Below are 24,026 nucleotides of genomic sequence, written 5' to 3' on the forward strand. Positions count from 1 at the left end.
TTAGCAGTTAATATTGGAGATGTAAATAATTTAGATTGAGAGATAAAGAAGAATCATCTTATATTGGTGGATTTACTCTATCTCATTAGTAGCCCCCAATACTTCAGCTTCAATAGCAATAGTTGGGTTGCCAGTGCTTTCATTTAGATGTATGACTTTCCAACCTACTCTTTCTAATTCCTCCACTTTATTTTGGAGTCTATCCAAAGAAGCAGCAAAACACAATAAGTGGGTAGGTCTGGAAAATCCGACATACATCATCTTTGCGGCTTGCTTTTGCCGTTTTTTGAAGGGAGTATAATTGCCTAAGATAGCATCTAAACAAAATTCGGTTTCATGCTTATGATAGCAAGTTTCAAGATATAAAGTAGCTGTATGGGTTTCACCTTTTACTGAGTGTATATTTGTCACTTCAAATTTCAGATCTTCATAGCAAAAAACATTATTTTTAGCTATCAGCGGTCCATCAATTGTTTCTAGTGTCGAAGTGTCATTTAAGAAGAACATGCTCTGTAACCCTAAAGCTTCTTTTGAAAAAATTTCACAAATTAGAACAGTTACATTCTCAATAATACCTTGGTGGACTTCCGTTACTTTGCCTTTAATAATGTTAATACACCATTGGTACAAAGATTTACTGAATTCCTCAGCTTTACTTGGTGAAACCAGAGCGAGATAATTGAGAAATCTCCGCTTAGTAAAATTTCGCCCATCTTCCTTTATGTCTTCTAACCTTATTACTCTCAGAATAGCATTAAGAATATTTTTCCTGATCGGATCTAAAGTAAGTGTCCCCTTGTCAAAATATTTCAGATAGCTTAGCAAGTTCGGGTAGTCTATTTTAGGCTTTTGTTCTTCCTTGTCGTAAGGCTCAAAATAGTCCTTAATTCTGAGCTTATCAGGTTCCGGAAGCTTACCATTCCAGCCAATTACCTTAATTGGATGATCTAATACTAAAGGAATTTCATTATTTGCTTGATGCTGCTTGATAAGATTAGCAAAGGCTTCAATTACCCTCCCTTTAGATTGCTGGTCAAATAAAATTATGTGAGGTTTTACCTCATTGGAGGTATGTAATCCATTAATTTCAATAAAAGATTCCGCGCCAAAATTTTGAACAACTTTGGCTACTCCAGGATTTAATCTGTGACTACCAGATAGAGTAAGCTTTGCTTCCCTATCAGTCCAACTGGATGAACTTGTAGATGACCCATCTGTAAAAATTGACTGATTTATATCTCCAATTCTTTGGAAAACAGTAGTATTTGAAGGGTCATAGAAAATAGTTTCTAATAGCTCAAACTGATGCTTTTCCATATCCTGCATCTCGTCGATGAAAAGATAATTAAAGCGTCTTTTTAAAAAGGAAAGTATTTGAGGATTACGGCTTAAATAAACGTTGGCAAAAAAATAGGCATCATCATAATGTAATATACCCTTGTTAAACACCTTTTTCTTTAATGAAATAAGCCATTGTTTGATTCTTGACTTTTCAGCCTCTGAAAAATCTACCCAAGCTTTGCTATTCTTTTTAGGCTTTTCAATTTCAACGTTTTTACCATTTATATACTTAACTAATTCAAAATTAGGATTATTAAATTGAATCCTATATCCTCCTAATAATCCCTTTGCATTTATAAACCACTTTGCATTCTTGTGCTCTTGGACGCTGAAATCTTTAATTTTGAAATTGAATTCTCTTTCAATAGTCTCCATATAGATCTCATTGTCAATTCTTAAAGGCCGCTTTTTATATAAATTAGCATAGCACGGTATTGCTAAAAATTTATCAACAAAAGATTGGATAGTACCTACAAAGCTCGGGTAGGAAAATAGTTTTGGGCAGTGCTTACCAATCTTTTTCTTAATTTCATTTACTGCCGTATTGGTATGAGATAAAACCAATATCCCTCTTCCTGAATCTAAAGGAAGTCGCTTTTCTAATATTAAAAGCTTGGCTAACAAAACTGTCGTTTTCCCACTGCCAGGTACAGCCTGAAGGTCACAAGTATCTAAATTCTTTAAGAATATTCTTCTTTCCGCATCAAAAACATTTATCCGGCCAAAAAGAATTTGCTCTGCACTCTCAATATCTAAATCAGTTACTTCCAGCTGCATATTCAATGGCATTTAATAGATAAAGAATACTTGCTTCTGTTTTAAGATTGTCAGCATTTTCACTCTCCAGGTTCTCAGCAAATCTTTGTGCAATAATCGATTTGGAAATCGCATCCTTAGCAACTCCTAAATCATTTGCGCCAGTCAGTATTTGGTCATAAATTTTATATGCAATTACTTCTTTGGAATCAGCCCAGTTATTAAAATGAGTTTCCAAACTTTGTATCGCATTATCATATGCTGTAAGTCTTACCACGCCTTCATCTATCTTCTGATCTTTTAAAGCTTCAAGAACAGACTTGAAAAATATCTTTCTAAGCTTTACAGACAATGAAATACAGTATTCTAAAGTCCAAAAAGGAGAAATATAGGATTTCACTACTTGGCCATTATATTTACTCTCTTTCGATAAGGTGTTTTGGCTTATGAGATCATTTATTTCTAATTGACTTAAAGGTACATTTGTTTTAACTCCACCAGGGCCTTCTATTTCTTTTGTGGGAATCTTTTCAAATGGCACAACATCTACATCTGTAATTACTGCCACAGGGATTTTCATTTCCGGTTCATCCTGACGCTGGAACACTTTGGCATATCGAAGGAAAGCAGTATTACCTATATTGATAACAGAAACTCCTTTTTCGGTAAGATTAATATTTATCTTTTTAGCCAAAGCTGGAATTAATAATTCCTCAGCCCAGCCTTCAACCAATATTACTCCGCGTGAAAAGAACAGGTTAGCTTTTGTAACGTCCAAAAATCGTTGAAGAAACTTATAATCTGTCTCCTCTAATTTAGTTTTAGAGGGACCCATTGGATAAGCTTGCCCGCTTTGACAAATTATTAAATTTTGTAAAGGAATTTTGGACCCAATATTAGGGCTATGCGTTGTAAATATAAGCTGGACTGAGCTTGCTTCTTTCTGCAAGGTTTCAATTACTTGCATCTGCACTTGAGGGTGTAAGTGTGCTTCAATTTCTTCCACCAACCCTAGCCTTAAAACATGATTGCTATTTTGCAGGTGAAGTAGTTCCGCTGCTATAAAAAGTAGATTATGGCTTCCAAGTCCTAAATTTTTACAATCATCGAAGAGTAAGCACAGAGCTTCTAATATGCTTTGGAGCTTACTGCCGGACATTGACAGCTTCGATTTTCTGTTGGAGAAAAGGCCTAAAAGTTTATCAATTGAATCTTTTAACTCCTTTCCTTTTAAATCAGAAAGTGTAATACCATTTGGATCCTTCCCATTAAAATATTCTCCAATTTCATGATTTAGCCTTTTGATAAGGTCCACAAAAGAATGATCATTATCTCTCCCTTTAAAAGCATCGTGGCCAGCTAAGATCTGAGACAGTCGAGAATTCCTTTTCGGGATTAATTCAGAATTCGCATCTCTTAAGGGCCTAAGATATGTTGCTTTTAAAAACTCCCTGGCCTCTGCAGTAAGCGGATAACCTTCAGTATCCGGACCGGCTTTTACTTCAAAAGGCAACACCCGATTTCCTTTTCGTGAAATGCGGAGAATTAGCTGCAATAATGGTTTTGCATTTTCGCCAGAGCCACTCCAACTTAGCCACTCTGTAAAGTTTTTTGCTTCATCCTCATTTAAATCTTCAAAAAGGCATTCAATTCTTAACTCATCCACATCTTCATAAAAATCGTCCAGATCAACCCTAATCCATTCTGCACTATGGGTTTTGAGAACTAATTTTATAGCATCAATTATCGCCGTTTTTCCAGAGTCGTTTTCTCCAATTAGGATATTAACCCCCTTTTGAAATGGCACATTTAAATTTGGCTTGCTTGGTTCTATCCGACCAGAAGATCCAAACTTTCTGAAATTCCATAGCTTTAGGTTTGATAGGTGCATTTTGAAGAAGGTAAACTTTTAATTAAATAATCTACTGAATACTTGATTATTACAAAGAGAAAGCTCGCTTCTTTCTTCGTTTCAAGCCAATTATCAATAATATAGGGCAAAAGTTATAAATAATCGGAAACCTATCAAAAGGGTTTTGTTAAATTTCAACAACCTCATTGAGAATAAAAGAAAGATTTGTTTGTAGCTATTTCACTTATTTACTATTAAGCAAAAAAATAGGGGCTCGATTAAAGCACCCTATTTGTATTTTCTGTCTCAAAATCCCTCGTCTGAAGGGACGGCTTTTTAAGGAAGTACCAAAGAAATATCGTAGCCACTACAACTACCATTACCAGCACAAACACTACCATTACTCCAGAAGCCTTCTTTGGCTCTTTAATACTACCATCGAATTGTAGATCTGCCGGGTTTATATCAAAAACTACATTATCCATTGCTATACCTTCTTTATAATGCTAACATATTTTTTTGAGGAATCAGTAAAAGCCCAGCCGTGCAATCCAGTAAAATAATAGTAAACTTTGTCGTGGTACTCGCCTTGTAAAAGTACATTGTACTTAAAGCCTCTATCAACCAATTCGGTGCTTGGGACCGGCCTGTTACCATTTGTAACAAATAGTTCTGCTAATATTTTTTCATTTTTCAGAACGGCTTCCAGCATTCCGGCAAAAGGAGCTTTTTCCCAAACCACTTCTTTTTGTTGATCAGTTCTGGTAATTTGTTGGTCTCCACTTTTAATAGTTTCAAGCAACTGTGATTTAATACTTTCCAGGTTCGTTTCATCATCCTCTGCCAGATAAAGCATCAGCGATACATATTGGGCCATACTAACGCCTAGCTCAGCAGCAGCCAGTTCAAACTTGTGTTTAAGTTCCGGACTGATCCTGCCAGCTACTGGAACAGTAATATCTTTTAACTTTTTCATTTCTTTCTTTAATCTTAACTCATTGAATTATGTCTGAATTTTCCGGCCTCAGGAGGGAAAACAACCGGATCGCACATGGCAAGTATTCGCTCAATTGTCCTGTCTCCGTAAATGTCTTTTATAACCGCGCTGCGATGGTTCGTAGTGAAATAAGTTTTTATGCCGTGGTTATTCATAACGCTTTCCCGGATCTCAATTATCTCGGGCATCACCAAGGTTTCAGGCCCGCCGTAATGCCGTGCTGGTCTCTCAGCAAGAATATCATCATAAGCATAATCTATCAACTCACATTTCATATTGCGTTTATTTGAATACCTATCCACCACAGTCGCACCATTCTGTTCAAACTCCCGAACAACTTTTTGGGCATTTACTAACCCGAAGGATTCCCCCTGGCTATAATAGCCTATCAACCGCTGAAATAATCTTAAAATATGGGTCTTCCCTTGGCTGGGTGCTCCCGAAATGATTAACCCTCTATTGATTCGCATTTTAAACTGCAGTAGTGCTTTTTTATCCTGAGCGAAGGATGCACATATTTTGAGCAACGGCTCTAAATTATTCTCATCTATAAAAAGGGTTGGAAGCCAGGTTTTAAAGCTTTCCTGTCTGGCAAGATATTCGTGGAAGCAAATAACTACATTGAGTAATTGCTCTGCTGTGAATCTGGCGAGCGGATTAAAATTCCCGCCCGGTGTAGTTACCGACCGCGAGATAGTTGAAGGATTTGTGTTGGTTAGTATTTCTTTGAGTTGTAACATTTTTTTTAAAATTTAATGCAGTAAGAAACCATTTTTCAATCGCGGAAGGAAGACAGACCATTTTTGAACTTCCAATTTTCCAGCCATTACTTTTGTAATACAGATAAAATTTATTTGCCTCAAGATCAAGGTCTAAACCTTTAGTCAAAGTTGATGGCACCTTACCCATTATGTTCCTAATGTCATCTTTGGTTGGTAAAAGCCCAGAATCCTTAAAAAACTCAACTTCTTTTTTTAATTTTTGAGCAGGCAGAATACTTTCACTTCTGTCATTACTTATGTCATTATTAAATACTATAAGGAGTGAATCAGGCTTTTCTTCCCATAAATGTCCACCCCCTTGGACATTCTTGTCCGTCACTTGGGTCTCAGATGTCCCGGGTAAAGGCAATAAATGGATCTCTCGCCGGTCTCCCTTTTCAGGGTTACTTTTAACCGTGATCAGCTTTAAGTCAGTTAATTTTTTGATAGCCCGAGAAATAGTTTTTGTGCTTTTATTAAGAAGTTGAGCCAGGTGGTTATTCTTAGGCCAGCAAAAGGTCTTCTTTCCACATAAAGCTGCGATCTCGCCATAAGCCAGAATTTCACCATCATTGAGATCCGGATGGAAGCGTACTTCCGCCGGAAGAATTGCTTTGTTTTTAGGTCTATTGAAAACTTTCATTATTTAGCCCTCCGGTTAAATGATTGTAAAGCAGCAAGTACATCCTGGCGGATAAAGTAAACCCGGCGGCCAATGCGTTTGTAAGGCAGCTTATTTGTCTTCATCCAGTCGTTAACGGTAGGGCGGGAAATTTTAAGAAGCTTGCAGACATCAGCGATTGTAATGATATCCTCGCCTTCTGTTGGAATTGGGTTTGCAAGCTGGACATTTTGCCCTTCTCTTTGGATGCGCAGTGCTGCCTGGTAAAAACAATTGGTAAAAAAGCTTTCTGCTTGATCTAGAAAGGATTTTAAATCAAATTTCTGGTTCATATATTTTTAATTTAAGCAGGAGTAAAAAGTGTGAAACAAAAGACTTAAGAACCAGGCCTTAGAAAGAATAAGGATCAAACCAGGATTGCCAATTATGAATCGATGCAGAATAAACACCTTAATCATAAACCGTTGCTTAACTTCTTTTATCTTTGATAAGGCACATTTAAGATTTTTATTAAAGCCATTAGAAGACAAGGTTCTTGCCAAGGCATTAACCACCTCGTAAGCAGAAGCTTTTTGATAAGTAATTTGTGATTTTTGATAGGATGAAGGCTGATGGTTGTCGGGGCTGGATAGCCCTTTTTTTGCGATCCTTGTGACTGGATTTTTGATTTTTTTAAAAAACATTTTTTATAGTTTTTAGTTATTAACTGTCGCAATATTAAAGCGTTAGCAGTTTCTTAACAAGGCAGCTTTTTTTTTCAACCCAGTTCTAAAGATCTTATCCCAATTCTTAAAAACTTAACCTGATTTTTGAATTTCGGGAAACCAAAACTTCGCCCAATTTTACGTCAGATTACTTTCTTAACTATTCTGCCTAGTAGTTAAATGTAAAATCACAAGGCAAAAAAAAAGATCGCTAACAGCGATCTTTTCTTGAAAAATTCTAAATAAACTTTTCTTATTTAAGAGGCAGCCTGCAGGCTTTCTTCCATTTTAATGAACCAATCTAAAGTATCGAGTTCATCTACCTTATATTGCCCCGCTGATTTGGAAAGTTGGATAGTGGTAAACCTCTCTCCATTTTTATCTCTAAAAGTTCCTATAAGGCGAGGATAAAGCCAATAAGATGAGCTCCTAATAGCCTTTGTACTAAAGTCTTCTAAATTTGGGATTTCGGTGGCTGATTTTAATACATCCCTAGTCAGCAGCCTAAAAAACATTACCAACTTCCCTGGGCATTTCAAAAATCTAATCGGAGCAGAAGGGCCTTCTTCTGTGAAAAGAGCACCAATTTCAGAAACAGGAATTGAAGGCTCAATCATTTTATTTTCTAATAAATAATTATGGATGGATCTTTTTGTACGTTCAGATGGCTCATTCATCCAAGGAAATCCATGCAACTTTTCCATTGCCGCAACTCTGGCACTCTTAACCTTCGGTTTAAAGGTTTTACTTTTACCTGCAGGCTCAAATATGGCTACCGATGTAGAATCATCTGAGTTGGCACTATCAAGGTCATGAATATCATCATTAGGTAAATCTATTGGTTCTGAATCAGGTTCTATTTTGCCCTGTTCGATCAACCAGCCGTGAAATCCTAAGTTTAGAATTCTGACTAGCTCATTCGTTACTAAAAAATGGCTCACACCTACGGCTAAATCAATAACCCTTAGTTCATATTTATCTACTTTCTCAAGCCATTGGAGCACCTCCTCTGGACTGGAAGTTGAAAGATAGGCGATAGCGAATTTCTCGGCTAGAAGAGAATAACTTAGATCCTCATTCAATAAACTGAATGGGTTATTGAGCGATAGCCTTAAATCTGTTTGTGTTTTTAAATGACCTTCTAAAGATTCCCGGAATGTTTCCTCCGTCTTAGCAATAGCAGTTCGGTCAAGGTACGATGGAAGTACCCAATTCGCAGTATTGCCCCCCATTTGAAAAGCCATTTTGGAAATCCTAAGCAGCTCTTTTTTAATTTCTGGATAATCCTCTTTCCAATAGTTAATTAGTTTTGTGTTCATTTATAATTTGTATTTAGTTAAAGTGTTTCATTTTAAAACTTGATTCATCTCTGACTTCTTCCATTGGCTGCAACAATGAAAAAAAGATGAATCAAAATGTGTGGACACTTTAGCTGCTTACAAAGTTAGAACATTACATGATTACAAATTCGAACTACTTATCCACATTTATTTTTTTCTTTGTTCTAATTTTAGAGGGCTTTTCTTTAAAGGCATCTTCATTCCAGGCCTGATGCATTTGCTGTTCTTTAAAAGTATCTGCTAGTTTCACATACTTTGCAAAATCCTTTTCAGATTTATGGCCGGAGAATTCCCGCACCACCCGCTCAGGCATTCCTAAGATCAGGGAGGTAGTAATAAAGGTCTTTCGAGCTACGTGGAAAGTTAGGACTTCGTGTTTTGGAACATATTCTTCCGTCGTGCTGCTTCCCTTATGCTTAAGTACTTTCACAGGTTCCTTAAACTCCAGGATTTGGCCTACTTCTTTAAGGTATTTATTTGACTTCTGAGAGCTAATTACCGGCAACGGTCTATCTTTTCCCTTGTACCTTTTCAGAATTTCCTGGGCAAAGCTATTTAGGGGAATCATTATAGGTTTAGAATCGCGATGCCTTGTCTTTACCGGAAGAACTTTTATCTGATCCTTTTTAATTGCCTCCCACCTCAGGTTCTCTACATCGGAAAAGCGAAGACCTGTAAAACAAGCAAAGCAGAAAACATCCCGAACCTGGGAATGGCGCGTATGTTCGAATTCATATTTATACAGCTTCATCAATTCCTCTTTGGTAAGCGTATAAATTTCTTTCTCCTTCTCTGCAAGTGCTTTCCACTTACGAAAATCCTGCAGCTGGTTATAATTCCGCTCATCGGTACAAAAGAATAAAAAGGTTTTAAGGATGCGAAGATGTTTGGCTATCGTATTATACCCTAAACTCTCTATCTGGCTTAAATATTCCCCATAGGTATTTGGGAAGCTCGATGTGAAGAGTGCGAAGTCATATGGCTTTTGCTTTGCCTTGGCAAATTTCTCCAAGTGGTTTTTAACAGTTACGTAGTTCTTTTTAGTGTTGGCAGCTTTAAGGTGATCTGCCAATCTTAGAAACTCCTCAAAGGCCTCTTCAAGGCTTACAGGTTTAGGACCTGTTTCTTTTAAGTTAAGTTTATCAATAATTTCTTTGAGCTGCTCCTTGGTAATATGTGCGCCAGCCAAAAGACTAGCTTCATTTAATTTTTGCGCATCATTAAGAACCTTCTCCAGATAGAGGTTCATCTCTATAGCACCTGCTTTGAAGTAGGTTGGGTTTACCCGCTGCTTGGCTGCGTCCCATTGCTTTTGGGTAACTTTGCGATTAACAAAGACTTTAATGGTGTTCTTTGGAAACCGTACATACAGAAAGATCTGAAGTTGCTTAGTAGCAATTTGCAAATCGGCCGCTTTTCGAGCTTCCGTGTCTGAAGAAGTTTGCAATCGGGTAAGTTCTTTATCGGAAATAGCCCGGTCTAAGTAAAGGTTAAAAGTGTAGCCCATTTTTGTACGTGATTTGAATACTGCGTACAAATATGCGTACAAGTTTTCTTTACTTCACTATACTTGCCCTATATTTATTTATCCACACTATTGCGCTAAACAATTGATTTACAGCGCTAAATTATAAGTAGTGTAAAATGATAAAAAATGAAATAAAGCAATCAGTAGTCCCCTATGGACTACAAGCTAAAAGCCACTTCAGGATTTCCGGAGTGGCTTTTTTGTTTTATTCAGCCTTCAGGACAGATCAACTGGTTAAATAAATACCCTCGCAGCTCATGGCTAATCAGAAAGGCCTGAGTAACGGAAAAAGGGAAGCCAGGGAGCAGATTTTGAAGAATATCACTTCTGCTTACGGGGAAGCAACGCACCGGAAACCGGTATTCTCCAGGCCGGTATCGGGAGAAGATTTCATTCGGGCAGATGTCCGGTAGCCTTTGCAGTAGGAGTCGTTACACATAAAAGAGCCGCCCCGCATTACTTTCTTTGATACAGTTGGCTCGGCCGGGTCATGGCTGCGGTCTGGCCCTTTCGGGTTAGTGGCTACTTGCGCTTTCAGGCTACGGTAGTAGGCAGCGTCATACCAGTCGGCGCACCACTCCCATACATTGCCTGCCATGTCGTGCAACCCGTAAGCGTTCGGGGCGAACGAACTGACCGGCGCTAAACAGGTGTACTTGTCCCAGTTGTTGTTCTGATTCGGAAACTGCCCCTGCCAGGTATTGGCTTTCGACTTTCCTTTCTCAGGTGGTTCCGCTCCCCATGGGTATGGCTGTTTATCGGCTCCTCCCCTTGCGGCAAACTCCCATTCTGCCTCGGTGGGCAGGCGCTTGCCGGCCCAGGTTGCATAAGCCACTGCATCCTCCCACGATACCTGTACCACCGGAAAATTTTCCTTGCCGGCAATGCTGCTGCCCGGTCCTTGCGGGTGCCGCCAGTTAGCCCCTTTTTTCCAGGACCACCATTGCCGGGAATCCTGCAGCCCTACTGCATAAGCAGGCGGCGTAAAGACCAGGGAGGCGGCAACTAACAAGCTATCGGCGGGTTTTGGGGTGCCAAGCGGTAACTGTTTCCTGAGTTCCTCCCAATCCGGCGCCCGTTCGGCCGTAGTCACATAACCGGTGGCTGCAACAAAGCCGGCAAATTGGGCATTGGTTACTTCGATGACATCCATCCAGAATCCATTCACTTTTACCGGATGTAAAGGATATTCGTCCTGTCTGCCTTCCGAATCGCCGGCACCCATATTGAACGTTCCCCCTTCAATCCATACCATTCCTTTATGCGATGCTTTCCCCTTCCTTACATGACCTGAATTGTTTGTTGCGGCAAAGCGGGTAGGCATGGATTGGTGGCAGGAAGGCGGTTCCCCGGCCGCGGCAATCGCTTTCTCATCCTGTACCTTTTCCTGTTGGCAGGAAGCTGCCAGGCAAAGCGCACCGCATAAAATTAGAGAAGCCGGGGTTGCAGAGGTCAATAGGTGGTGGTTCATATTTTAATCAGGCTTTTTTATATTTAACCTGTGCAGATCTTTCCGGTTTTAATCTCCGCCTTGTACTACTTCCAGCGCCGCTTTTCCCAGGAGGGCCCTGTTGGTGGAGTCCAGCTTCGCTTTAAAGAAGTTCTCTGGCCCCAGTGCTTTAAGAGCTCGGCCTCCAAGAAATGAAATATAGCCTACGGCTTGGGTATAGGCGATCCAGCCGCTTAGCATTTCGTGGAGCTTATCCGGGTTTTGAGCGGCAAGGTCACGCTGCTCCCGTGGATCTTCCTTTACATTGAAGAGTTGCCACCTCCTTCCTTCCCCAAAGGGAGGCATCAGGAACCGGATTTTCCAGTCGCCTTTTAGGTAAGCCTTGTTTTCCAGGCTTTCGATCCCAAAGCCGGCATTCTGATTCCGCACGACAGTTCCTTTATTGCCTAACATTTGGTTAAAAGAAGTTCCGGTCATGGCAGCTAACTTGTGGTTTTTGTACGTGTTAGGCCGCGTGATGCCGGTAATTTCGAGCAGCGTAGGCATGATATCGGTGCCTAGAATTTTGTTTGTGGCATCTGTTCCTTTCAGGGTAACGCCTGGTCCGGAGATAATGAAGGGTACCCGGACGCCGCCTTCGCCCGTGGTAGTTTTGAAATAAGAGTAAGGCGTAGCGGTTACCTCTGCCCATGCCCCTTGCAGCGAAACAAAGGAGTTTCGTTTGCCCATATTCTGCAGGCTGTTGTCGAACGGGGTCATGTCCTTTCCATAGAAAGAAGGGTCTTTGGGGTTGGCGCCGTTATCGCCGATGAGGATAACGAGCGTATTATCCAGCTTGCCTGCTTTCTGCAGAGTCTCCAGCACCCGGCCAATGTTCAGGTCCAGTATTTCGATCATGGCGGCATAGAGCTCCATCCGGCGGGCTTCTACCTTTTGCTCCTGCGCGGAGAGCTCATTCCACTTTTTATACAGGCCTGAACCCGGGTTCAGGGGAAGATCTTTGGCTATCAGGCCAAGCTTTTTCATGTTGTCCATGCGTACCTGGCGGATGTGGTCGTACCCTTTGTCGTATGCGCCCTTGTGCTTATCCAGCCACTTGTCGGGCACATGCAAGGGGTCGTGGGGAGCCGTGAAAGCCAGGTAACCAAAGAAAGGCTTATCGTCCTTCTGTTCGGTGATGTACCGGATCATTCTGTCGGCATAATAGTCGGAAGAATAAAAATTATCCGGCAGCTTTTTTACCTGCACGCTGTCGTCGTAGTATACGGTGTGTATCTCTTCATCAGGGCCTAAGGCGAAGATATTACTGAAGTGGCTCACGCCGCCACCCAGGAAGGAAAAGCTGCGCTCAAAGCCTTCCTCGAACGGCCGCCGGCCTTTTTCGAACCCCAGGTGCCACTTGCCGCTCATGTAGGTATGGTAGCCGTTTTCCCGCAACACCTCAGGAAGCGTCATGACCCGGTCGTTCAGATAGCCCTCATAACCAGGCTGCATGTACTGGCTGACTGCCTGGTAAGGGGACATGGTACCAATGCCGCTGATGTGGTTGTCCATGCCGGACATGAACATGGCCCGGGAAGGAGCGCAGAGTGGCGTGGTATAGCAATGCTGCACAAGCAATCCGTTATCGGCCAGGCGCTGAATGTTGGGGGTGCGGATCTCCCCGCCGAACGGCGACACGTCCGAGTAACCCAGGTCGTCTATCACGATCATGAGAATGTTCGGTCTGTTCTGGTTGGTAGGTTTACCGGTATTTGCTTTGGTTTTGGCTTCGTTGGTGATTTGTTTTTTACGGGTTTCGCAGGAATAAATGCTGAAGAAAAATCCTATACCAAACAGGTAGAGCAGAAAGGATGCTTTTCTCATGTCTTTTGTAATTATAGTATACTTTTAATGCTCGCCTTACCAACATGACACGAATAAAAATCCATCTGGCGCAGTTAGTATGCTCCATGTTTTTTTACGGGTGCTAATAAGGCAGGTTCTATAATCCGGCTGAAGCCCTTTACAGCAGTTATACCTAAAAAACACGGGTGTGAAGTGCCGGGTGAAGCCTGTTGAAAAAGAAAGATCAGTTTGTAAGATTGCATCTCCGCGGACGGGAAAGTTTTTTCTTACCGCATTAAACTTATTTCCTTATTAAGGTCCGGAGGGTAAGGTGCGGCTTTTTTATTCTAAAAAGCGGGTGTGGTTACCGGCTAATGTCTTTTATTGGCCGTATGGTAGCAGAAATTTAACAGAACTTTTATCTGAAAAAGGAAATAAACTTCGTCTTCTGTTTTATTTTTACCGGTTAATGTTCTATCTTCCTTTTTATTAATGTTTTAGTAAAGCGTTTCTCCAACTTTAACCTTCAGTTCATAACCATGAGGCAGACTTTTACCCGAAAATGCAGTTTTTTAAAATGGGCTTTATGGCTTGCGCTATTTCTTCCAGCCATTTCCAGGGCGCAGACCAGTATCACGCCCGGCGGCAATGTGCTGCAGGATTTTAACAGCATGAGCATAAACTCCCCTACGGGAAGCGTGCCTGCCGGCTGGTTTGTAAGCAAGACCAATGGCGTCCGGAACGTTACGGCTTTTCCAACTTCCACAGCAACCGAGCGCATAGGAGGCAATAATATTTCGAGCTCTGCCAGTAACGGGATCTATAATTTCGGGGACGGTACTACCAACACGGACCGGGCCGTTGGCGGGCTGGCTTCCGGCTCCGCTTCGCAAACCGTAAACATTTACACGCAACTTCGAAACACAGGCACTGCCCAAATCCCGAACTTTACCATCAGTTACGATGTGGAACAATACCGGAATGGTACCAATGCGGCCGGTTTCTGGATAAAGCTGTATTATTCCACCAACGGAACTTCCTGGACCGCCGCCGGTCCTGATTTTGAAACGATTGTTGGACCTAATGGAGACAATAATGGTTATACGCCCGCGCCGGGTAACGTTTTCAGTGTAACTGCTAAGCAATTGCCTGTTTCTTTAAATCAGAACAGCGTACTTTACCTGGCCTGGAGTTATTCCGTTGCGTCCGGTACTACTACTTCAAGCGCACCGGCTCTTGGTTTGGATAATGTGAAAATTGAAGCGGGCGGAACAATCAGCACTACGCCTAATCCGGTGCCGGCAATTACGGGCATTTCGCCAAATACAGCAGCGGCCGGCAGTGCGAATGTTGCCTTTACCGTAACCGGAAGCAATTTTACGGGCAGTTCGGTTATAAATTTCAACGGCGTGGCTAAGGCTACCACTTTTGTGAGCGCCACCCAATTAACGGCTACGTTAACGAGCGCCGATCTGGCTACTGCCGGAAATGTACCAGTTACGGTTACCACCCCAACGCCGGGCGGCGGAACCTCCAATACCGAAACTTTTACCATTACGCCAGCCGCTCAACCAATTACCTACCTCAGCATTGTGCCGGGCGATAGCGTGCAGGAGAATTTTACGATCGGTACTTCGACTACTGCTTCATTGCCTTTGGGCTGGTACGTAGGAAAAGATAATGCTGCGGTACGAACCGTTACTTCTTTTTCGGCAGCAGTTTCGGAAACCGAACAACGGGCCGGCAACAACATGTCTTCTTCGGCAACCAGCGGAATCTATAACTATGCCTCCGGCGATCCAACCACGGTAACTGACCGGGCAGTAGGCGGCCTGTCCTCCGGCAGCGCGGCGAAAAACGTGAACATTTTTGCGCACCTGAAAAATACCAGCACTTCCAATATTCCGGAGTTTACCATCAGCTACGACGTGGAGAAATACCGTAACGGAACCAATGCTGCCGGCTTCCGGATCCAGTTATACTATTCCACCGACGGCACATCCTGGAACAGCGCCGGCACCGCTTTCGAGACTGCCTTCCCGACCGATGCCAATAATAACGGAAGCACCCCGGCACCGGCACAAACCGTATCGGTGAAGGATGAAAAACTGCAGGTAGCACTTAGCGGCGGAAACGAGCTTTATTTAGCCTGGAATTATTCGGTTGCTTCCGGTACTACTACCTCCAATGCGCAGGCCTTAGGAATTGACAACATTAAAATAAAAGCCAGCGGTGTGCAGGTGCCCAACCCGGTTCCGGTTATTACAACGCTTTCGCCTAACAATGCTGCCGCCGGAAGTGCCGGGTTTACGTTAACTATAAACGGTAGCGGTTTTGTGAGTAATTCTGCGGTAAGCTTTAACGGAGCTACGAAAACTACCACTTTTATAAGTGCCAGCCAGCTTACCGTATCCATTAGTAGCGTGGAACTGGCTACGGCAGGTTCGGTTCCGGTTGTAGTAACGAATCCAACTCCGGGCGGCGGAACTTCCAACACGGTAAATTTCACCATCACGCCGGCAACCCAGCCTACCATTTCAACCACCGGCACTTTAACTGCCTTTAGTACTACTGTTGGAATGCCGACTGCCGCGCAAACCTACCAGGTTTCCGGTGCCGGGCTTACCAATGATATAACTGTAACCGCTCCGGCCGGCTTCCAAATCTCTTTAACTTCCGGTTCTGGTTATGGTAATTCACTTACGCTGAGCCAGACAAACGGCAGCGTGAGCCCTGCCACCATTTATGCGCGGTACAATCCGACCGTTTCGGGAACGGTTACCGGGAATATTGTGCATGCCAGTGCGGGTGCTGCTTCCAGAAATGTAGCCGTAAGCGGTTCTGCTTTAAGCGCCGAGCCCACTACCCAGGCAAGCCTGAGCTTCGGTACGGTTACCGCCAGTTCAATTGTGGTAAACCTTTCCGGCGGAAATGGCCAGAAGAATTTGTTGCTGGTGCGGGAAGGCAGTGCGGTGAACGCGACGCCGGTGGATGGTACTACCTATAATTCGGCTGCTTTCGGCAGTGGCACGCAACTGGGCACCGGTAATTATGTGGTTTATGCCGGCAGCGGCAATAGCGTTACGGTTACCGGTTTGCAAGGTGGAACTACCTATTACTTCGCAGTTTTTGCTTTCAATGACGATAATAATGCCGGCGGCGAAAATTACCTGACCACTGCTCCGGGAACCGGTAACCAGGCCACTGGATTAGGCGCGCCGAATACGTACACGTGGAACGTGGCCAGCGGCAACTGGACCACTGCTACCAGCTGGAGCCCGGCCCGGACTACGCCTGCTGTAAACGATATTCTGGTCTTTAACGGGGCTACGCAACCGACTCCTGCTGTTAACCTCGATTTTAGTTCGGCAGTAACCATCGGCCAGTTGAAGTTCATAAACAGCGCCAACCCGACCTTTACCGTTGCCGCCAACAGGACTATCAATATCGACAATGCAGTTGCCGGTACAGATTTCCTGGTGGAAGTGAACTCACACCTGATCGTTTCGAACTCGGCTACCAGCGCATTAACCATTCAGCTTGCTTCCGGTGAAACCGGGGTGGTTAACGGGGGTATTACTTTCAGGGGAGCAAATACGGCCACGCACCGCTTACTGGCAGCCGATAATAATTCCCTGGTTTTTGAAAGCGGCAGCACCTTTGTGACAGGAACCAACTTCAGCGGAAATGCTTTCGGAACTACCAGTCTGAATTCAGTTTGGTTTAAAGACGGTGCCACGTACATTCACCGCAACGGCAGCAATCCCTTTGGCGCCGGTGCCCCGAATGCGGTGGTAACGTTCGCTTCCAATAGTCATTACCTCTTCGATTCCCAATCCGGTTTACCATCTCTATCCGGCAGAGTTTACGGCAACCTGGAATTTGACAATCCGGCCTTTGTGCAGAACATGACCGGAGGCAGCGCCTTAACCGTGAATAACCTGACCATAACGAACGTAACCACGGCTAATTTCAACCTGACGAACGGAATTACTATTTTAGGCGATTTGCGGATCGAAACCGGCGATGTAGGCTTTACGCCCACAGGTTCTGCCAGCGCCAATGCTTCGGTAGAAATAAAAGGCGATATTATTCTGAACGGCGGTACCTTAACTTTCAACCCTGCCCAGGCTAATAATGATTTTCTTTCTTTCACGGGTACGGGCACTCAAACAATCCGTGGAACCGGGGCAATAACCATTGGCAATAACGCCACTACTACCATTGCTGCCGGCACTACCATAAGCCTGCAACGCAACCTGGCTATCGGAGCAAACCTGAACGTAAACGGCGCTTTCAATATGGCCCCAACCGCTACCATTACGTTCAACGGTTCCGCAGTTCGTACTATTGGCGGCAGCGGTACGGTAGCGTTCAGCAATATGACGGTTGACGGTGCAGGCGTTGGCTTGAACAATGCCCTGCAGGTTGGTCGCTTGCTTACCCTGAACAGTAATCTTGCTACCAATGGCCGGAGCTTTACCTTGCTTTCGGATGCGACGGGTACGGCCCTGGTGGTAAATAACGGCGGCGCGGTAATCGGAACGGCTACCATGCAGCGTTACATTGAGCCGGGCTTAAACAGTGGCCTCGGATACCGGCATTACGCTTCTCCGGTAGTAAGTACCACAGTGGCCGATCTGGCTACCTCCGGCTTTGTACCAACCGTAAATGCTGCTTATAATACAGCCGTTAAGCCAGCTGCCATCAGGCCTTTCCCCACAGTTTTCGCTTATAACCAAAGCCGGTTGAATGACGACAGTGCCCGCTTCTCCGAATTTACGCATGGCTGGGAATCGCCGGCTTCTCTGGGTACTGCTTTGGTACCGGGTCGGGGATATACCGTCAATATTGCCGCCTCCGGAACTGTAGATTTTACCGGAACCTTAAACAACGGAACTGTAAATGTGGGTATGCTTTCCAGAGGAACAACAGCAGGTTCCGGCTGGCATTTGCTGGGCAACCCGTATCCAGCGCCAATCGACTGGGACCGGGTAAGCTTGCCGACCGGCGTGGATAATGCACTTTACGTTTTCCGTTCCAATGGGCGTTATACCGGTCAGTATGTAAGTTATGTAAACGGCATTGGTCCGGCGGGCGCCGACCTGCTCCCGGCCATGCAGGCCTTCTTTGTACGGGTAAACAGCGGTTCGCCAAGTTTCTCGTTCAGCAATGCGGCCCGGTTAGCTTCTTACGCCGATCCTGCCTTCCATCGTATCGCTAAACCTGCCGATACCCGGCCGTTATTGCAGCTGAACCTGAAAAATGCAGCCGGAAGCGCCGATGAACTGTACGTGTACCAGCAGGCCGGAGCAACCCTGAACGATGATGCCGCTTTCGATGCTTATAAAATAGAAGGAAACGGCCCAACGATGCCTACTTTATATGCCATGACTCCTAACAATAAAGCGTTATCTATTAGTGGTTTGCCGGTGCTTACCCAGGAGACTATTATTCCATTGGGCGTTTATGTTGGTACTGCCGGAAATTATACCTTCCAGACTGTGCAGCTGGTGAATTTCCCGACTTCTACAGAAGTGTTTCTGGAAGACCGGCAAACCGGTAGCATTCAGAACTTAAGAGCAAACCAGGCTTATACCTGTCAGCTTGCCGCCGGAAGCAATACAACCCGCTTTGTTTTGCGTTTCCGTCCGCAAACCCGCGTTTCCGGAACGGCAGAGGCTCTGGTAGCTTCGTTGCAGGAAGCCGTGGTTTACCCGAACCCGGCCACGGAGCAGGGCTTTACCCTGCGCGCAGGCGGCCTGAAAGCCGAAAAGCTTCAGGTGATGCTTTACAACCAGGTTGGCCAGTTAATTGAAAGCAGAACTATTGTTCCGGAAAACGGTACGGTAGAGGCGAAATTCTTAAGCAATAAACTGCCTAAAGGAATTTACACGCTGAAGCTGCTCACTTCCGATAGCCAAGTTGCTAAAAAAGTAGTGTTGCAATAAACCTGCAGGGCAGGAATCTTTTAGCTGTATTTAATAAAAACCGGTTCCCTTTTCGGAACCGGTTTTTTTATGCTTTTACCTATCGTTTTCCAGGATGGGAATAAAATCGTTTTTCTAATCTCCGATAAGCCGGCAACTCTCAAAAGGTTATCCGGGAATTCAATGAGATGTATTGTAATTGGCTGTAAGTGAGAAAACTGTATGAATATTACGGGGTAGGCTTCCGGTGCTTTGTTCCCATAAAACGGAAATCGTATACATAACTATGTGTTATTAATTACGAAAGATAAAGAGGTTGCGCTATGAAAAAGTTAAAAGTGTTTATAGCAGTTCTTTCCACAGCCTTCCTGGTAGAAACGGCCGTAGTGCCTGCTCAGGCCTTCCGCTTAGCCGATAACGTTAAGCAGGAGCATAAGCAGGAGCAAAAGCAGGAAAGCAAAAAGAAAAAAGGCTGGAGCCGGAAAGGTAAAGGCGCCGCCATTGGTGCGGGGGCCGGGGCTGCTACCGGAGCCGTGGTTGGCGGTACAAAAGGCGCTTTAATCGGCGCCGGAGCTGGTGCGGTTGGCGGAGCTATTATTGGTAAGAAACAAGACAAGAAAAAAGACCCGCAACGCCACGAACAGTACTCCGATAAAAATAAAAAAGACTAATGCTAAGCGTGTAAAAACCCTGTCTCAGAGGGCAGGGTTTTTATATGTTTTAAAATGCTAGTCTTTCCGGCTTAAAAAGCCCTGATCTGCTTTAACCTGAACTTCTGAAATATTAGTGCTGAAAGCCTCTTTCGGTTATGAAAACAAAAATAGAACACGACAAAAAGTATCAGCAGTTTACCCTGAATCTGGGCGATGACGAAGCGGAACTGGCTTATTCGAAACCGGATGAAAAAACCATTGCTTTTACCCATACCTACGTACCGGAAGCGGCCCGGGGAAATGGCATGGCAGACCGGTTAATTGAAGCAGGATTGCGCTACGCCGAAGCTCATAATTTAAGGGTGGTGCCCGGTTGCGAGGTGGTAGAAGTGTTTTTTCAAAGGCATCCGGAATTTGGTCGCTTATTGAAGTAAAAGGATTATTCCGGTCTTGCTGCCTGTTTAAAAATATAGGTCACCCCTTGAACAGCCTTCGTGGTTTGTTGTTTATACCATTGGCTTACTTCCTGGTGCTGTTTGCTTAAATAATTGAACCACATAAAGTAAGCCTCGTTACAAAATCTAAATGAGATTATATTTTTAAAGCATACTGTTATGAAAAATCTGAAGATCTTAACTGCCATGTTGCTGGCCTTCGCATTTAATATTTCCGTTATGGTTTCTTCTTCTGCCGAAATTAACCCTCAGGCAAAGCAGGATACCACCATCAGAAACAAAGAGCGGATCAAAAAAGGTGGTAAAGACGTAGGAACCGGCGCAAAAGATGTTGGTAAAGGCACCAAAAACGTAGTTGTAGGCGGCGCTAAAGCTACCGCCAAAGGAGCCAAAAAAGTAGGTAAGGGTGTAGGCAAAGGCGCCGAGAAAGTAGGGAAAGGCGTGGGCAAGGGTGCCAAAAAGGTAGGTAATACGGCCGAAAAAGCTGTAACCAGCGACGATAAAAAGTAAAAGAATCGTAAAATGGAATTGAACGGGGATAATCCCTTTTTTACATAGCGTTTAAGGCCCTGCTCAATCGGCGGGGCTTTTATTTTTGTGAGGTTATTCGGGTTATGTTAATAAATTATCCGGCAAGGTTGCTTTTGGAGATGCTATGCTTTTCGGCTAAAAAAGTCAGGTATAAGAGAGTGAAGGGTTGTTAGAATGTGAAAAAGCAATTGCTTACTTTTTCTGAAAACTGAAATAACCTTAACTTTCCCGGAGAATTTAAAACTAAAACACTTTACCCGCATGCAATTAGCTAAATCGTTTTTTCTGGAGCTGGAAAGAGAGAGTAAAAATACCCGCAAGATGCTAACCGCTGTGCCTGAAGACAAATTCAGCTGGCAACCGCACGCCAAAAGCATGAGTTTAATGCGCCTGGCCGCGCACATTGCCGAAATTCCGGGCATGTTCGTAACCCACGCGCTGGCCAGCGATTCCCTGGATTTTGCAACTTTTAACTTTCAACCTAAAGAGGTAAAGTCTTCCGGAGAGTTGCTGGAATTTTACGACGAAACTTTGCAGCCTGCCCTGGAAGCGCTTAAAGCTGCTTCGGAAGATGACCTGATGAAGCATTGGGTGATGCGCCAGGGCGAGATAGAACTGGTGAATCTGCCGAAGTTTGCCATTATCCGTTCCCTGTGCCTCAACCACATTGTGCACCACCGCGGGCAATTATCGGTTTATCTGCGCCTGTTAGATGTTCCGGTACCCGGCATGTACGGCCCCTCCGCCGACGAAGCTTTTTAATTATCAGTTGCTGTACCGGTGTTGAAATCCGACCGGTACAGCAACGTCCTTTGGGTGCTCCCGGTTAAACCTCATGCGTGCGAAAACGCTATATTTTCTTTCAAAAAAGCCTAAGCCTTATATTTCTTCCTTTCCAATATGGTTTCCTCCTTTCCAGGTTCCCGGTAGCAGGCATTTTTGGCGTCAACTTTTTCTCCGGAAATAAATTAAAACTTCCGGAAAGCTTCCCTGTTTAATTCCTGCTTACGCTTCAGAAGTATTTATTCATAAATCATAAAAGGAGGTATTATGGCATTAAATTTTGAAGATTACGTGAAAGACGCGAAAACCTGGCTTCATCACGCGCAACAGGCTTTGGGCATTCAGGATGAACAGCAGGCCGGCCGTATTTTCCGGGCGGTGCTTCACGCCATTCGCGACCGGCTGCCGGCCGAAGAAGCCATGCACTTAGGCGCCCAGTTACCCATCATCTGGAAAGGAATTTTTTTCCAGGGCTTTAAATTGCGTCCCGAGCCGGTGGTGATCCGCCACGAAGAGGAGTGGCTCGATTTTATCCGTTCCAAAGACCAGGCCGCAGCCATCGATTTTCCAACCCTTGATCACGTACGGCTGGCTTTTCAGGACATTATGAGCATGCTGGAAACGCACCTTTCCGAAGGGCAGTACCTGCAGATCATTCAGGCGCTGCACGCCGAAATTGTGCACGTGCTCGATGAAAATGTAGTGGGCTACTAAAGCCGAAACGCTATCGTTTTACAGGAAAAAAGCAGCCCTATAGGCTGCTTTTTTCCTGTGAAGATTGCTTTATTAAACCCAGAACCTTCACAAGTTCTGGCCGGAGATTCACTTGCATACTCTATTTAAATATAGCTGTTTGCCAGTTTTTAGTCAAGATACCAATATCCAGATACTAATATCCATTTACCAATATCCGGATACCAATGTCAATCTACTTATTTAAACCGGGGCTTGGCGCGTTCGTACTGCACGGGCCATTTTTCTTCCTGATGTAGTTCGGTAGCTGCCGTTAAGCCGAAATACGGGTTTCGGAGAAATTCGCGGGCAATAAAAACCATATCAGCCTGCCCCGTCCGGATAATGTGGTCCGCCTGGTGGGCATGCGTGATCAGACCAACGGCACCGGTTAAGATGCCCGTTTCGCGGCGGATCTCCTGGGCAAAGAAAGTCTGGTAGCCAGGGCCGGGTTTTATCTGCTGCACCGGCACATTTCCTCCCGAAGAACAGTCGATCAGGTCCACGCCCATCTTTTTTAATTCTTCAGCCAGGCGGATCGATTCAGAAAGCGTCCAGGAAGCGGGCGCCTCTTCCACCCAGTCCGTAGCCGAAACCCGCACGAAAAGCGGTAACTCTACGGGCCATACTTCCTTGACCGCGGCCACTATTTCCTCCAAAAGCCTGATCCGGTTTTTAAAGCTGCCGCCGTAATTGTCGGTGCGGGTATTGGTAAGCGGCGATAAGAACTCATGGATCAGGTAGCCGTGCGCCGCATGAATTTCAATAACCTTAAACCCGGCCCGTAAGGCTCTGGCAGCAGCTGCTTTAAAATCCTGCACTACTTTCCCGATCTGTTCCGTGGTCAGTTCCAGAGGCGGCGGCGTGTGGTCGTTCAGCGGGATCGGGCTTGGAGCGTAAACTTCTGCCCAGCCGCCCTGTTCCGGGGTTAAGTGCTCGCTGCCGTTCCAGGGCTCACTCTTGCTGGATTTTCGGCCGGCATGCGCTAATTGAATTCCCGGAACGCTATTGTTTGCTTCAATAAAAGTCGCGATCCTTTTCAGGAATTCGATCTGTTCGTCTTTCCACAAGCCCAGGTCTGCCGGTGTTATCCTGCCCTCCGGCGAAACCGCCGTTGCCTCCGCAATTACAAGTGCTGCACCGCCAACTGCCCGGCTGCCTAAATGCACCAGGTGCCAGTCGTTGGCAAAACCGTCTTTCGAAGAGTACTGGCACATCGGCGATACAACTATCCGGTTTTTAAACGCAATGCTTTTGATTTTTATGGGGTCGTATAAATGGTTCATGCAATAAATGTAAATCCTTCTGTTGTATTGTAGTTCTTTTACCGGCTAAAGGTTGCTTTCATTTAATTTTCCTCCATATTTCAGTTCCGGTTAAGGAAAGTGCCTGTTCTTAGGATCGGAACATTATTCTCCTAAGCTTTAGCTGAAACAATGCGTGTTTTGTTGGTTATTTGTTGGTTAAATGCATGCTGAGCTGTATTAATTATAATTTTATATATTTTGAAGTTTGTTCTAGTAGCAAGCATTTCTGAAGTTTTGATTTTTTAACAGATTGCCCCTCGTTTTTGCTTTGTTTTTAACGCTATAAAGCACACAATCAGTAACTTTTCATTTTTCTTGTTTAAAACTTGAATATTTTGTTAAAATGCCTGAAACGCGCTCAGGCGTTATTTTTTTTGCGAAAAAATCAGGATATTTGTTTGATTTGCTATTGTTATACTGCAATTATTGATAATAAAGGTTGTGGTAGCATAATATA

At 44.2% G+C, this 24,026-nt stretch carries 19 protein-coding genes; 6 read left to right on the forward strand and 13 right to left on the reverse strand.

What is annotated here, in order from left to right; all coding sequences use genetic code 11:
* Nucleotides 1-72 precede the first annotated feature (72 nt).
* The 12 genes from F0P94_RS07245 to F0P94_RS07300 form a co-directional block, all read right to left on the reverse strand.
* Nucleotides 73-2,118, reverse strand: a complete 2,046-nt coding sequence (locus F0P94_RS07245; protein WP_191906959.1) for a UvrD-helicase domain-containing protein — start codon at nt 2,116-2,118, stop codon at nt 73-75.
* Complete coding sequence (locus F0P94_RS07250; RefSeq protein ID WP_150903210.1) at nt 2,099-3,988, reverse strand: ATP-dependent nuclease; 1,890 nt, start codon at nt 3,986-3,988, stop codon at nt 2,099-2,101. Before F0P94_RS07250 ends, F0P94_RS07245 begins: the two co-directional genes overlap by 20 nt.
* Nucleotides 3,989-4,227: 239 nt before the next feature.
* Nucleotides 4,228-4,434 carry a hypothetical protein gene (locus F0P94_RS07255; RefSeq protein WP_150903211.1) on the reverse strand — a complete coding sequence of 69 codons (207 nt, stop codon included), beginning with the start codon at nt 4,432-4,434 and terminating at the stop codon, nt 4,228-4,230.
* Nucleotides 4,435-4,436: 2 nt separating this feature from the next.
* Entirely contained in the window at nt 4,437-4,925 is a 489-nt protein-coding gene (locus tag F0P94_RS07260; protein ID WP_150903212.1) for a hypothetical protein, read from the reverse strand.
* Between the two features lie 14 nt (nt 4,926-4,939).
* Nucleotides 4,940-5,686, reverse strand: coding sequence for a P-loop NTPase family protein (locus F0P94_RS07265; RefSeq protein WP_150903213.1), 747 nt, complete (start codon nt 5,684-5,686; stop codon nt 4,940-4,942).
* The gene (locus F0P94_RS07270) at nt 5,604-6,350 is read right to left on the reverse strand and encodes a helix-turn-helix domain-containing protein (RefSeq protein ID WP_150903214.1); all 747 of its coding nucleotides are present in this window, start codon (nt 6,348-6,350) and stop codon (nt 5,604-5,606) included. The genes F0P94_RS07265 and F0P94_RS07270 overlap by 83 nt, the downstream gene beginning before the upstream one ends.
* Nucleotides 6,350-6,661, reverse strand: a complete 312-nt coding sequence (locus tag F0P94_RS07275; protein ID WP_150903215.1) for a helix-turn-helix domain-containing protein — start codon at nt 6,659-6,661, stop codon at nt 6,350-6,352. The genes F0P94_RS07270 and F0P94_RS07275 overlap by 1 nt, the downstream gene beginning before the upstream one ends.
* A 6-nt stretch (nt 6,662-6,667) precedes the next feature.
* Complete coding sequence (locus F0P94_RS07280) at nt 6,668-7,012, reverse strand: hypothetical protein (RefSeq protein ID WP_150903216.1); 345 nt, start codon at nt 7,010-7,012, stop codon at nt 6,668-6,670.
* A gap of 278 nt (nt 7,013-7,290) precedes the next feature.
* Entirely contained in the window at nt 7,291-8,352 is a 1,062-nt protein-coding gene (locus F0P94_RS07285; protein WP_150903217.1) for a hypothetical protein, read from the reverse strand.
* A 154-nt stretch (nt 8,353-8,506) separates the two neighbouring features.
* On the reverse strand, nt 8,507-9,880 hold the full coding sequence (locus F0P94_RS07290; protein WP_191906960.1) for a site-specific integrase: 1,374 nt from the start codon (nt 9,878-9,880) through the stop codon (nt 8,507-8,509).
* A 352-nt stretch (nt 9,881-10,232) separates the two neighbouring features.
* Nucleotides 10,233-11,372, reverse strand: a complete 1,140-nt coding sequence (locus F0P94_RS07295) for a formylglycine-generating enzyme family protein (RefSeq protein WP_150903219.1) — start codon at nt 11,370-11,372, stop codon at nt 10,233-10,235.
* Nucleotides 11,373-11,420: 48 nt separating this feature from the next.
* Nucleotides 11,421-13,217: an arylsulfatase gene (locus F0P94_RS07300; RefSeq protein ID WP_150903220.1), complete on the reverse strand. Its 1,797-nt coding sequence runs from the start codon at nt 13,215-13,217 to the stop codon at nt 11,421-11,423.
* A 500-nt stretch (nt 13,218-13,717) separates the two neighbouring features.
* Between F0P94_RS07300 and F0P94_RS07305 the strand changes: the two genes are divergently transcribed.
* From F0P94_RS07305 to F0P94_RS07330, 6 genes are all read left to right on the forward strand, one after another.
* On the forward strand, nt 13,718-19,129 hold the full coding sequence (locus F0P94_RS07305) for a T9SS type A sorting domain-containing protein (protein ID WP_150903221.1): 5,412 nt from the start codon (nt 13,718-13,720) through the stop codon (nt 19,127-19,129).
* A gap of 302 nt (nt 19,130-19,431) precedes the next feature.
* Nucleotides 19,432-19,779: a glycine zipper domain-containing protein gene (locus F0P94_RS07310; protein ID WP_150903222.1), complete on the forward strand. Its 348-nt coding sequence runs from the start codon at nt 19,432-19,434 to the stop codon at nt 19,777-19,779.
* Between the two features lie 137 nt (nt 19,780-19,916).
* Complete coding sequence (locus tag F0P94_RS07315) at nt 19,917-20,195, forward strand: GNAT family N-acetyltransferase (protein ID WP_150903223.1); 279 nt, start codon at nt 19,917-19,919, stop codon at nt 20,193-20,195.
* A gap of 180 nt (nt 20,196-20,375) precedes the next feature.
* Nucleotides 20,376-20,726: a hypothetical protein gene (locus tag F0P94_RS07320; protein WP_150903224.1), complete on the forward strand. Its 351-nt coding sequence runs from the start codon at nt 20,376-20,378 to the stop codon at nt 20,724-20,726.
* A gap of 282 nt (nt 20,727-21,008) precedes the next feature.
* Nucleotides 21,009-21,509 carry a DinB family protein gene (locus F0P94_RS07325; RefSeq protein ID WP_150903225.1) on the forward strand — a complete coding sequence of 167 codons (501 nt, stop codon included), beginning with the start codon at nt 21,009-21,011 and terminating at the stop codon, nt 21,507-21,509.
* A 288-nt stretch (nt 21,510-21,797) separates the two neighbouring features.
* A complete protein-coding gene (locus tag F0P94_RS07330) occupies nt 21,798-22,244 on the forward strand; it encodes a DUF2267 domain-containing protein (RefSeq protein WP_150903226.1) in 447 nt (148 codons plus the stop codon).
* A 218-nt stretch (nt 22,245-22,462) separates the two neighbouring features.
* Here the strand turns inward: F0P94_RS07330 and F0P94_RS07335 are convergent, their stop codons facing one another.
* Nucleotides 22,463-23,548 carry an NADH:flavin oxidoreductase/NADH oxidase gene (locus F0P94_RS07335; protein ID WP_150903227.1) on the reverse strand — a complete coding sequence of 362 codons (1,086 nt, stop codon included), beginning with the start codon at nt 23,546-23,548 and terminating at the stop codon, nt 22,463-22,465.
* Nucleotides 23,549-24,026 lie beyond the last annotated feature (478 nt).

The sequence above is a fragment of the Adhaeribacter soli genome (assembly GCF_008727925.1).
Classification (GTDB): domain Bacteria; phylum Bacteroidota; class Bacteroidia; order Cytophagales; family Hymenobacteraceae; genus Adhaeribacter_A; species Adhaeribacter_A soli.

Coding starts and splice junctions, on each gene's coding strand:
- F0P94_RS07245 (WP_191906959.1), bottom strand. CDS start 2,118: ATGCAGCTGGAAGTAACTGATTTAGATATTGAGAGTGCAGAGCAAATT.
- F0P94_RS07250 (WP_150903210.1), bottom strand. CDS start 3,988: ATGCACCTATCAAACCTAAAGCTATGGAATTTCAGAAAGTTTGGATCT.
- F0P94_RS07255 (WP_150903211.1), bottom strand. CDS start 4,434: ATGGATAATGTAGTTTTTGATATAAACCCGGCAGATCTACAATTCGAT.
- F0P94_RS07260 (WP_150903212.1), bottom strand. CDS start 4,925: ATGAAAAAGTTAAAAGATATTACTGTTCCAGTAGCTGGCAGGATCAGT.
- F0P94_RS07265 (WP_150903213.1), bottom strand. CDS start 5,686: ATGTTACAACTCAAAGAAATACTAACCAACACAAATCCTTCAACTATC.
- F0P94_RS07270 (WP_150903214.1), bottom strand. CDS start 6,350: ATGAAAGTTTTCAATAGACCTAAAAACAAAGCAATTCTTCCGGCGGAA.
- F0P94_RS07275 (WP_150903215.1), bottom strand. CDS start 6,661: ATGAACCAGAAATTTGATTTAAAATCCTTTCTAGATCAAGCAGAAAGC.
- F0P94_RS07280 (WP_150903216.1), bottom strand. CDS start 7,012: ATGTTTTTTAAAAAAATCAAAAATCCAGTCACAAGGATCGCAAAAAAA.
- F0P94_RS07285 (WP_150903217.1), bottom strand. CDS start 8,352: ATGAACACAAAACTAATTAACTATTGGAAAGAGGATTATCCAGAAATT.
- F0P94_RS07290 (WP_191906960.1), bottom strand. CDS start 9,880: ATGGGCTACACTTTTAACCTTTACTTAGACCGGGCTATTTCCGATAAA.
- F0P94_RS07295 (WP_150903219.1), bottom strand. CDS start 11,372: ATGAACCACCACCTATTGACCTCTGCAACCCCGGCTTCTCTAATTTTA.
- F0P94_RS07300 (WP_150903220.1), bottom strand. CDS start 13,217: ATGAGAAAAGCATCCTTTCTGCTCTACCTGTTTGGTATAGGATTTTTC.
- F0P94_RS07305 (WP_150903221.1), top strand. CDS start 13,718: ATGAGGCAGACTTTTACCCGAAAATGCAGTTTTTTAAAATGGGCTTTA.
- F0P94_RS07310 (WP_150903222.1), top strand. CDS start 19,432: ATGAAAAAGTTAAAAGTGTTTATAGCAGTTCTTTCCACAGCCTTCCTG.
- F0P94_RS07315 (WP_150903223.1), top strand. CDS start 19,917: ATGAAAACAAAAATAGAACACGACAAAAAGTATCAGCAGTTTACCCTG.
- F0P94_RS07320 (WP_150903224.1), top strand. CDS start 20,376: ATGAAAAATCTGAAGATCTTAACTGCCATGTTGCTGGCCTTCGCATTT.
- F0P94_RS07325 (WP_150903225.1), top strand. CDS start 21,009: ATGCAATTAGCTAAATCGTTTTTTCTGGAGCTGGAAAGAGAGAGTAAA.
- F0P94_RS07330 (WP_150903226.1), top strand. CDS start 21,798: ATGGCATTAAATTTTGAAGATTACGTGAAAGACGCGAAAACCTGGCTT.
- F0P94_RS07335 (WP_150903227.1), bottom strand. CDS start 23,548: ATGAACCATTTATACGACCCCATAAAAATCAAAAGCATTGCGTTTAAA.